The organism is Pseudomonas citronellolis (assembly GCF_029335315.1).
In the GTDB taxonomy this organism is placed as follows: domain Bacteria; phylum Pseudomonadota; class Gammaproteobacteria; order Pseudomonadales; family Pseudomonadaceae; genus Pseudomonas; species Pseudomonas citronellolis_A.
Genome location: NZ_JARJLT010000029.1, coordinates 1 through 7,753, shown reverse-complemented (window position 1 = coordinate 7,753; position 7,753 = coordinate 1). Strand labels below are relative to the sequence as shown.

Here is a 7,753-nt window from a genome sequence, read left to right as displayed (position 1 = left end):
TGGGAGGAGGGCGTCAGAGCTTCTGTGCCCAGTCGCGCAGGACGAATTTCTGCACCTTGCCGGTGGAGGTCTTCGGCAGCTCGGTGAAGACCACAGTCTTCGGCACCTTGAAACCGGCCAGGTGTTCGCGGCAGAAACCGATGATCTGCGCCGCCTCGGTGTCGGCGTGGCCGGCCTTGAGGGTGACGAAGGCGCACGGGGTCTCGCCCCAGCGCTCGTCCGGGCGCGCCACCACGGCCGCCTCCAGCACCGCCGGGTGGCGGAACAGCACGCCCTCGACCTCGATGGTGGAGATGTTCTCGCCGCCGGAGATGATGATGTCCTTCAGCCGGTCGCGGATTTCCACGTAGCCGTCCGGGTGGCACACCGCCAGGTCGCCGGTGTGGAACCAGCCGCCGGCGAAGGCTTCCTCGGTGGCGCTGGGGTTCTTCAGGTAGCCCTTCATCACGGTGTTGCCGCGCATGAAGATCTCGCCGACGCTCAGGCCGTCGCGCGGCACCGGCTCCAGGGTCTTCGGGTCGGCGACCATCACGCCTTCCAGGGTCGGGTAGCGCACGCCCTGGCGCGACTTGATCCTGGCCCGCTCGTCCAGCGGCAGTTCGTCCCACTCCTCGTGCCAGGCGCACACGGTGACCGGGCCGTAGACCTCGGTGAGGCCGTAGACGTGGGTGACGCGGATGCCCATTTCCTCCACCGCGCCTATCACCTTGGCCGGCGGCGCGGCGCCGGCGACCATGGCGTGCACCGGGTGGTCGATGGCGGCCTTGGCCGAGTCGGGCATGTTGATCAGCGCGTTGAGCACGATGGGCGCGCCGCACATATGGCTGACCCGGTGCTCGCGGATCAGCGTGAGGATCTTCTGCGGGTCGACGCGGCGCAGGCACACGTGGGTGCCGGCCAGCGCGGTGACCGTCCAGGGGTAGCACCAGCCGTTGCAGTGGAACATCGGCAGGGTCCACAGGTACACCGGGTGCTGGCCCATCGACCAGGTCATCTGGTTGCCCAGCGCGTTCAGGTAGGCGCCGCGGTGGTGGTAGACCACGCCCTTGGGGTTGCCGGTGGTGCCGGAGGTGTAGTTCAGCGCGATCGCGTCCCACTCGTCGCGCGGCCAGGCCCAGGCGTACTCGGGGTCGCCCTCGGCGAGCAGGGCCTCGTAGTCGAGGCTGCTGACCGGCTCGCCTTCGCCGTACTCGGGGTCGTCGACATCGATCACCAGCGGCGGGTGGTCGAGCATGCCGAGGGCGGCGCGGATCACCTCATGGAACTCGCGGTCGGTGATCAGCACCCTGGCCTCGCCGTGCTGCAGCATGAAGGCGATGGCTTCGGCGTCCAGGCGCACGTTGAGGGTGTTGAGCACCGCGCCGATCATCGGGATGGCGAAGTGCGCCTCGAGCATCTGCGGGGTGTTGGGTAGCATCACCGCCACCGTGTCGCCGTGGCCGATGCCGCGCCAGGCCAGGGCCGAGGCCAGCCGGCGGCAGCGTTGGTAGGTTTCGCGCCAGGTGCGGCGCAGGCTGCCGTGGATCACGGCGGTGCGTTCGGGAAAGACGCTGGCGGTGCGTTCGATGAAACCCAGCGGGGTCAGCGCGGTGTGATTGACCGGGGCAGGCGCGAGACCCTGTTCGAAGATCGACATATGAACACCCTGTGGCTGATTGTTAGCTCATTGTTCTTGGCCGTCCCACGGGGTGCGTGGCCGGCTGATGGGGCGATTTATAGCAATGTCGAGATTTTTATGGAAGTACAACTATAAGCGTATGGTATAAATACCATATCAGAACAAGAAGCCCTCGGAGCCCGCCTCCATGCCTGAACTCAACACCCTGGTGCGCCTGCTGCGCGAGCCGGCGCCGCTGGCCGCGCAGGTCGACGCGCTGCTGGCCCTGTGTCGCGCCCGCGCGCCGCTGGAACGCGCGCTGTACCTGACCTGGCGGCCGCGTTCGCACAGCTACGAAAGCCTCGGCGACGAGCGCTTGCCACCGGGCGCCGGCGACCCCCTGCAGGCCAACGACGAGGCGCTGCACGCGGCCCTGGACGGGCGCCGCGAGATGCCCGTCGACGAACTGCTGGCGCTGCCCGGCTGGCTGGGCGGGCGCCTGCGCCGCGCCGGCTGGAGCCACGGCCTGGCGCTGAACCTGGCGCTGGGCGGCGAGCCGGGGCTGTTGCTGCTGGCCCCGCGCGACGCGGCCGACGCACCCTGGCTGGGCTGGGTCGGCGAACTGCTCGGCGAGGTCCTGGCGCTGGCCGGCAATGCGCGCCGCACGGCGCCGTTGCTGGCCGCCGAGCCCTTGCCGGCGCTGCTGCTGGATGACCAGGCGCAGCCGCTCGACGGCAATCCCGCGCTACGCCGCCTGGCCAGTGAGCTGGGGCTGGCGGATGTCCGCGAACTGCTGCCGAGCAACCACCGCGAACTGTTGCGCAGCTGCCTGTCCCAGGCCCGCGCCGTGCAGGACGCGCCCAGCGAGCACGGCGGTCGGCACTTCCTCTGGAGCTTCATTCCCGACGCCGGCAACGCCGAGGTGCTGGTGCGCGGCCGCGAGGCCAGCGCGCAGATCGCCGGCGAGCGCGAGGCGGCGCGGGCGCGGCGGCTGTACCGGCAGATCATCGAGAACACCAGCGACCTGATCTCGCGGCGCACCCTCGACGGCGTCATTCTCGATGCCTCGCCGTCGTCCTGGCCGCTGCTGGGCTACTGGCCGGAGGAGATGCGCGGGCAGTCGGTGCTGCCGCTGCTGCACGCGGACGACCGCAAGCGCGTGGCCCGCCATACCCGCGACGCCCTGGAACAGGACGGCTACGCGACTCTGACCTACCGCCTGCGCCACCGCGACGGCCATTACCTGTGGTTCGAGACCGCCAGCCGCGCCATCCGCGAGACCTACACCGGCGCGGTGGTGGAGGTGGTCAGCGTGTCCCGAGACATCACCGCGCGGGTGCGCGCCGAGGAGAACCGCCGGCGCCTGGCCGAGGTGGTCGAGGCCAACGCCGACCTGGTGCTGTTCGTCGACGCCGGCGGCCGCCCCGGCTACGCCAACCCGGCGGCGCGCAAGGCGCTGAACCTGGCGGAAACGCTGCCCGGCAGCCTCGACGGCCTGTTCGACGAGGCGCTGCTGCGGCGCCTGGCGGAGCAGGGCTGGGGCGCCGCCGACGAGCAGGGCGTGTGGCGCGCCGAAGGCCACCTGCGACCGCTGGGCGAGGGCGCGCCGGTGCCGGTTTCGCTGGTGCTGCTCGGCCACCGCGCCATCGGCGGCGAGCGCTATTACTCGCTGGTCGCCCGCGACATGACCGAGCGCGAGCTGCGCGAACACCAGCAGCGCCGGCACCAGGACGAACTGGCGCACAGCGCGCGCCTGGTCACCCTTGGCGAGCTGGCCTCGGGCATCGCCCACGAGATCAACCAGCCGCTGGCGGCGGTGGTCAACTACGCCGGCGCCAGCCAGCGCTACCTGCAAACGCTGGGCGACAACCCGGAAGCCGCGCGGCGCGTGGCCCAGGGCCTGGAGCGCATCACCGAGCACGCCAACCACGCGGCAGAGGTCATCCGCCGCCTGCGCGCCTTCCTGCGCAAGGGCCAGCGCCGCCTGCAGGCGCTGGACGTCAACGAACTGGTGCGCGAGTCCCTCGGCCTCTGCGCCTGGGAGGCGGGGCAGGCCGGGGTAGCCATCGGCCAGGCGCTGACGGAGAATCTGCCGCCGGTCTACGCCGACCGGGTGCTGTTGCAGCAAGTGCTGCTGAACCTGTTGCGCAACGCCATCGACGCCAACCGCGAGCGCCACGCCGGCGCGCCCTCGGGCATCCTCATCGGCTCGACGGAGGAAGCGGACGGCCGGCTCTGCGTATGGGTGGAGGACAACGGCCCGGGGGCCGACGAGGAAACCCTGGGGCGCATGTTCACGCCCTTCTACAGCAGCAAGCCGGATGGCCTGGGGCTGGGCCTGTCGATGAGCCGGGGCATGGTCGAAGGCTTCGGCGGCACCCTGGACGCGCGCCCGGTCGCCGACGGGCTGCGCCTGGAATGCCGGCTGCCGGCGGGGGGACGAGGCTGATGGATGGACGAGAGGACAAGGCGATGGCGGGACCGTTTGATGCGGTGGTGTACGTGGTGGACGACGATCCGGGGATGCTGGATTCCACCGTCTGGCTGTTCGAATCGGTGGGCCTGAAGGCGCTGCCGTTCACCAGCGGCCGCGACTTCCTCGAAGCCTGCCCGGCCGACGCCCACGGCTGCGTGCTGCTGGACGTGCGCATGCCGGGCCTGGGCGGCCTGAGCGTGCAGGAGGAAATGCGCCGGCGCGGCCTGGAGCTGCCGGTGATCTTCGTCAGCGGCCACGCCGACGTGCCCATCGTCATCCGCGCCTTCAAGGCCGGCGCGCTGGATTTCATCGAGAAACCCTACAACGAACAGCTGCTGCTCGACAGCGTGCAGCAGGCCCTGCAATCCCGCGCCGGCCAGCAGGCCTCGCGGGCCGGCCTGGGCGAGGTCGACGAACGCCTCGCGGCCCTGACCCCGCGCGAACGCGACGTACTCCTGCCTCTGGTGCGCGGCTACACCAGCCGCGAAGTCGCCGAGCAGCTGGACATCAGCGTGAAGACCGTCGACCTGTACCGCGCGCGGGTGATGAAACGCATGCAGGCGCAGACCCTGGCGGACCTGGTCGGCATGGCGGTGGCCGCCGGGCTGGTCGACCCGCTGCGCTTGCGCCCGGAGCCGGCGCAGGTCTGAAGCATCGTGGGTGAGGTGACGGCGGATAACCGCGAACGGTTATTCGCCCTACGGGGGACCACGGTCTGGATGGGGGTAGGGCGGACAACGTTCCACGTTATCCGCCGTTGGCGTTACCTCGGAGGTCAGTGCAGCAGCGCGTCCAGTTCGCCATTGCGCTCCAGCGCCGCCAGGTCGTCGAAGCCGCCGACGTGGTGCTCGCCGATGAATATCTGCGGCACCGTGCGCCGGCCGCTGCGGCTGAGCATCTCGCGCAGGCGGTCGGGGTCGTTGGCGACGTTGTACTCGGTGGTCTCCACGCCCTTGCGGGCCAGTAGCGCCTTGGCGTTGTGGCAGTAGGGGCAGTGGTCGCTGGTGTAGAGGGTGACGGCGTTCATGGCGGTGTCTCCTGGGTGGGCCGGGCTTACGCCTCGGCCGGCGGGAAGTCGAGGTCGGTGGCGGCGACGTTGTTCAGGTAGTTGGTCAGGGTCAGCGCGGCGACCTGGGCGACGATGTCGACGATCTTCGCGTCGCTGATGCCGGCGTCGCGCGCCGCCTGCAGGTAACCGTCGGCGATCTGTCCGCGATTCTCGGTGATCTGCCGGGCCAGCGCGGCCACGGCGTTGAGCCGGCCTTCGCGGGCGTTGCGGATGTCCTGGCCGCTCAGCCCGGCCTTGCCGGCGAACTGGCTGTGGGCCGCCAGGCAATAGTCGCAACCGTTCACCTGGGAGGTGGCCAGGGCCACCACTTCGCGCTCGGCGGCGCTCAGCGAGGACTTCAGCAGCGCCTGGTTCAGCGCCAGGTAGCCGCCGAGGGCGGCGGGCGAGTGGGCCAGGGTGGCGAACAGGTTCGGCACCCGGCCGAGGCCTTTCTTCACGCCTTCGAGCAGCGGGCGGGCGGCTTCCGGGGTTTGCTCCAGGGGCAGGGCGGTGATGCGGGTCATGGCGTTATTCCTTCTGAGCGAGTGGGCGGGTTGGGCTGGAACGTGGAGCCATGATGCGCCGCGAGACTTTCCAATTGGGTTCGAATAGTCCAGATTATGCTGCAGATCGTCTAAAGCGGAACCGCCCCCCATGGATCGCCTGTCCACCCTGCTGGCGCACTTCAGCCTTCACGCGAACACCTATTTCAGCGGCGTCTTCTGCGGCGCGGAGCGTTTCACCGCCAGCGAAGGGCGGGGCCATGTGCACCTGCTGCGCGCCGGGCGGGTGAGCTTTCGCGACGAGGGCGGGCGGCCGCTGAGCATCGACGAACCGAGCCTGCTGCTGGTGCCGCGCCCCTACGGCCATGAGTTGCACGCCGACGCGGCCGACGGCGCCGAGCTGGTCTGCGCCAGCCTGTCATTCGACGGCGGCATGGACAACCCGCTGAGCCGCGCGCTGCCCGGCTACAGCCTGGTGCCGCTGCGCCAGCTGCCGAGCCTGGCGGCGAACCTCGACTGGCTGTTCGCCGAGGCCTTCGGCGCCGAATGCGGGCGCGACGCCATCCTCAACCGCCTGTTCGAGCTGATGCTGATCCAGCTGCTGCGCCACCTGATGGCCGAGCGCAGCCTGTCCGCCGGGATGCTCGCCGGCCTCGCCGAGCCGCGCCTGTCGCGCGCCCTGACGCTGATGCACGACGAGCCGGCGCGGCCCTGGACGGTGGAGGAACTGGCCCACGCCAGCCACCTGTCGCGGGCCAGCTTCGCCGCGCTGTTCCGCAAGGTGATCGGCGTGACCCCGGCCGACTACCTGCTGAGCTGGCGCGTGAGCCTGGCGCAGAAGCGCCTGCGCGAGGGCCGGCCGGTGGCGCTGGTGGCCGACGAGACCGGCTACGAAAGCCCTTCGGCGCTGGCCCGGGCCTTCCGCCGCAAGGTCGGCGCCAGCCCGCGCGAGTGGCTGCAGGCTTTGCGCGGGTAGAACGCAAAACGCCGCGAACGGGCCCCCGTTCGCGGCGTTTCGGCGGTTCCGAGGTGCGCGTCAGATCATGAAGCGCAGGATGTCCGCGCGGTTCATCTCGGTGCGGCCTTCCTCGTACCAGCGCGGGATGGCGTCTTTCAGGCCGTCCTTGGTGTCGTCCAGGTTGAACGGTGCGGTGTAGCGCTTCTTGCGGTACGAGTAGATGTAGTAGGTGCCGTCGCGGTAGAGGATGCGGTCGAAGGTGTAGAAGACGATGTGCGAGCCGTTGCAGCGCGCGGTCAACACCACGTCGCCTTCCTCGTAGGGCAGGGCGCCCTCGGCGCATTCGTAGGTGAAGAACTCGCGCACGTCGTCCCAGTCCACGCCGCTGCTGGCGCGCAGGAAGCCTTCGGCGGTGCTTTCGGAGTCTTCGGAGTGGTCGCTGTACCAGATGAACAGCGGGATGCTCTGGTTCGACTCCTCGCCCAGCCAGCTCTCGCCGTCCAGGTATTGCGCGGTGCGCGCCAGACCCGCCTGCATGCGGCGGTGGTTCCAGCGGTAGGTTTCCAGGGCCTCGTCGAAGGCTTCGGTCTGGGTGCTGGACAGCACGCCCTCGGCGGTCTTCAGCTGGGCGACGCGGGCCAGGTGCTCCTGGTACAGCGCGGCGTCCTGGATCACCACCGCGTTGTCGCGGGCCAGGCTGACGCCGATCTCGGTGAAGTTGGCGCTGCCGAGCACGACCACGTCCGGCTCGATCAGGTAGAGCTTCCAGTGGATGCTTTTCTGGTAGCGGAAGTCGACGGACAGCGCGAGGTCGTCGGCGCCCTCCGCGATGCAGTACTCGATGAAGTCCGGGGAGGTGAAGGAGTTGATGGTCCCGACTACCACGTCCAGACGGTTGCCGTTGGCGCGCAGGCTTTCCACCAGGGGTTCGGTGCCGGCGGCGAAGGCGGTGACGACCGTGATCTTCTTGTCGCGTTGTTGGCCGAGGTAGCCCGCGAGGTCGTTCTGATTATCGAGGATCTGCATAGGTTCTCCAGCAGCATGGGTTCCGCAAATGTAGGCATTGTCGCACGCCGGCAGGTCAGGTTTCACGCCTGACGCGCAAAGCCTTGCGCTAGAGCAGGGGCGCGCGCGGTGCGGATTGTCGCGCGACGGTGGCGGGGGCTGTCGT

At 69.7% G+C, this 7,753-nt stretch carries 7 protein-coding genes; 3 read left to right on the top strand and 4 right to left on the bottom strand.

Going from position 1 to position 7,753, the window contains the following annotated elements; all coding sequences use genetic code 11:
* Window positions 1-13: 13 nt before the first annotated feature.
* Complete coding sequence (locus tag P3W75_RS02255) at window positions 14-1,636, bottom strand: acyl-CoA synthetase (protein WP_276225745.1); 1,623 nt, start codon at window positions 1,634-1,636, stop codon at window positions 14-16.
* 169 nt (window positions 1,637-1,805) lie between these two features.
* Between P3W75_RS02255 and P3W75_RS02250 the strand changes: the two genes are divergently transcribed.
* Together P3W75_RS02250 and P3W75_RS02245 are read left to right on the top strand one after the other, a co-directional pair.
* Entirely contained in the window at window positions 1,806-4,046 is a 2,241-nt protein-coding gene (locus P3W75_RS02250; RefSeq protein ID WP_276225744.1) for a PAS domain-containing sensor histidine kinase, read from the top strand.
* A gap of 23 nt (window positions 4,047-4,069) precedes the next feature.
* Complete coding sequence (locus P3W75_RS02245; protein WP_276225743.1) at window positions 4,070-4,723, top strand: response regulator transcription factor; 654 nt, start codon at window positions 4,070-4,072, stop codon at window positions 4,721-4,723.
* Window positions 4,724-4,848: 125 nt separating this feature from the next.
* Here the strand turns inward: P3W75_RS02245 and grxC are convergent, their stop codons facing one another.
* Window positions 4,849-5,100, bottom strand: coding sequence for a glutaredoxin 3 (grxC, locus tag P3W75_RS02240; protein ID WP_276225742.1), 252 nt, complete (start codon window positions 5,098-5,100; stop codon window positions 4,849-4,851).
* Window positions 5,101-5,126: 26 nt separating this feature from the next.
* Complete coding sequence (locus tag P3W75_RS02235) at window positions 5,127-5,645, bottom strand: carboxymuconolactone decarboxylase family protein (protein WP_276225741.1); 519 nt, start codon at window positions 5,643-5,645, stop codon at window positions 5,127-5,129.
* Window positions 5,646-5,775: 130 nt separating this feature from the next.
* On the opposite strand from P3W75_RS02235, the gene P3W75_RS02230 reads away from it, so the two are divergent.
* The gene (locus P3W75_RS02230) at window positions 5,776-6,600 is read left to right on the top strand and encodes an AraC family transcriptional regulator (protein ID WP_276225740.1); all 825 of its coding nucleotides are present in this window, start codon (window positions 5,776-5,778) and stop codon (window positions 6,598-6,600) included.
* A 60-nt stretch (window positions 6,601-6,660) separates the two neighbouring features.
* On the opposite strand, the gene P3W75_RS02225 is transcribed toward P3W75_RS02230, so the two are convergent.
* Entirely contained in the window at window positions 6,661-7,608 is a 948-nt protein-coding gene (locus P3W75_RS02225; protein ID WP_276225739.1) for a phospholipase D family protein, read from the bottom strand.
* Window positions 7,609-7,753: the final 145 nt, after the last annotated feature.